General features: G+C 67.5%; 1 protein-coding gene. It reads right to left on the bottom strand.

The window, feature by feature from the left end; translation table 11 throughout:
• Positions 1–255 precede the first annotated feature (255 nt).
• Positions 256–2341, bottom strand: a 2086-nt coding sequence (locus ABD301_RS06615) for an elongation factor G-like protein EF-G2 (protein WP_344308113.1), incomplete at its 5' end; no start/stop codon positions are given.

Raw genomic sequence — 2341 nt, 5'->3', positions numbered from 1 at the left:
CGACGGCGCCGCGCCGAAGGCGCCAGAGAAATAGGGGGCCATCGGCAGTAGCCATGGGAAAAGCCTACCCCGCCACCGGTTTTTGGTGGCGGGGTAGGCTTTTCCCATGGCTGGTAGACGAGGCGCCGCACCCTCGCGGCAAGCGCTTTTAACCAGGGCTTTCATTTCCCTCGCGCTCACCGCTCCTAACCAGGGCGCTCACCTCCGCGGCGGCCACCGCCTTTAACCAGGGCACCCACTCGCGTACCCGCCAGATCAGCTATCAGCCGGCCCGCGGCTTGTCGCCAAATGTTGTGGCATCGGTTCGTAGCGGATAAATGTTCGCGTAAAAGATGCCGTCCCAGACGTAATGGACCGCAAATCGACCGCGTATCGCAGCAACTCGGAAGCGGGGACTTCGGCCCGGATGACCGTACGTTCGTCTGTCGCCTCGTCGGGTTCGGTTCCGAGGACGCGCCCGCGCCGCCCGGACAGGTCACCCATGACAGCGCCCACGAATTCGTCCGGCACGCTGACGGCCACGTCATCCACCGGTTCCAGCAGACTGACCGCGCCGGCCGCGGCGGCTTCCCGCAACGCGAGGGCGCCGGCGGCTTGGAAGGCGGCATCGGAGGAGTCGACGCTGTGTGCTTTGCCGTCGACCAAAGTTACCCGGATGTCCACGACCGTGGAGCCGGCGGAGAGGCCGCGTTCCATCTGGGTGCGGATGCCTTTTTCCACGCTGGGAATGAACTGTCGCGGTACGGATCCACCGACGACCTTGTCGACGAACTCAAAACCGCCGCCAGTGGGCAGCGGTTCGACCTCGATCTCACAGATGGCGTATTGGCCGTGCCCGCCGGACTGTTTCACATGCCGGCCGCGCGCTTTGGCCGGGCCGGCGAAAGTTTCCCGGAACTGCACCTTGACCGGCTCGGTGTCCAGGTCCGCGCCGCCGCTCTTGAGGCGGTCGAGCACTACATCAGCGTGCGCTTCGCCCATGCACCACAATACGAGTTGATGCGTCTCGGCATTGCGTTCCAGTCGCAGCGTCGGATCGCCAGCGACCAGTTTTGCCAGATTTTTGGCCAAAGTGTCCTCGTCGCTGCGAGTTTTCGCGACGACGGCAACGGGAAGCAGCGGTTCAGGCATCCGCCACGGCTCCATCAGCAGCGGATTCTCCGCGTCCGAGACGGTGTCGCCGGTTTCCGCGGACGCGACCTTGGTCAGGGCGCAGACATCGCCGGCGACGCAGTACGGGACCTCGCGCAGCGTCGAGCCCAGCGGCGACTGCAGATGTGCGACTCGCTCGTCGGCGTCGTGGTCCTCGTGGCCGCGGTCCGCCATGCCGTGGCCGGCGACGTGGATCGGCCGGTCCGGGCGCAGGGTGCCGGAGAAGACGCGTACGAGCGACACCCGGCCGACGTACGGGTCAATGCTCGTCCGCACGACCTCGGCGACCAGCGGGCCGTTCGGGTCGGCGCTGATCTTCGGGCCGGGTTTGCCGTCGAGCGTGGTCACCGCCGGCAGCGGCCGCTCGCCGGGCGTCGGGCACGCGGCGACGATGCCGTCGAGCAGCTCGGTCAGGCCGGCGCCGGTGAGCGCGCTGACGGGGAGCACGGGATAGAAGGTGCCCTTGGAGGTCGCTTTTTCCAGGTCATCGATCAGGACCCCGGTGTCGAGGTCCTCGCCCTCCAAGTAGCGGTCCATAAGGGACTCGTCTTCGCTTTCCGCGATGATTCCCTCGATCAGCTCGTTACGCGCGTCGCTGATGCGTCCCCGCTGTTCCTCGTCGGGATCGTGGACATGGGGGTCGGCGGTGCCGCCGCAGTGGTCGAAGACCTGTTGGGTCAGCAGGCCCAGCAGCCCGGAGGCCGGCCCGTCGCCGAGGTCCAGCGGCAGGTAGAGCGGCATCACGTTGTCGCCGAAAGCGCCACGGCAGGCCGCGACGGCCGAGTCGAAGTCAGCGCGGGGGTGGTCCAGTCTGGTGATCACCACCGCGCGTGGCATCCCCACCGCGGCACACTCCGCCCACAGGCCGGACGTCGTCGCGTCGACACCTTCCGGTGCCGCCACAACAAAAAGCGCCGCGTCGGCGGCGCGGAGTCCGGCTCTGAGCTCGCCGGTGAAGTCGGCGTACCCGGGAGTGTCGAAGAGGTTGATCTTGACGCCCTGGTGCAGCAGTGGGGCGAGGGCGAGTGCCACCGACCGCTGCTGCTTGATCGAGGCCGGGTCGAAGTCGCAAACCGTCGTGCCCTCGGTCACCTTGCCCGGCCTGCCGATCGTGCCGGACGCGGCCAGCAGCGCCTCTGCCAGCGTGGTCTTGCCCGCACCGGAATGGCCGACAAGTACGACGTTGCGC

This window comes from Fodinicola feengrottensis (assembly GCF_039530045.1).
GTDB classification, from domain to species: Bacteria; Actinomycetota; Actinomycetes; order Mycobacteriales; family HKI-0501; genus Fodinicola; species Fodinicola feengrottensis.
Note: the sequence above shows the minus strand (reverse complement) of the source record. Positions and strands in the feature narration are given on the sequence as shown.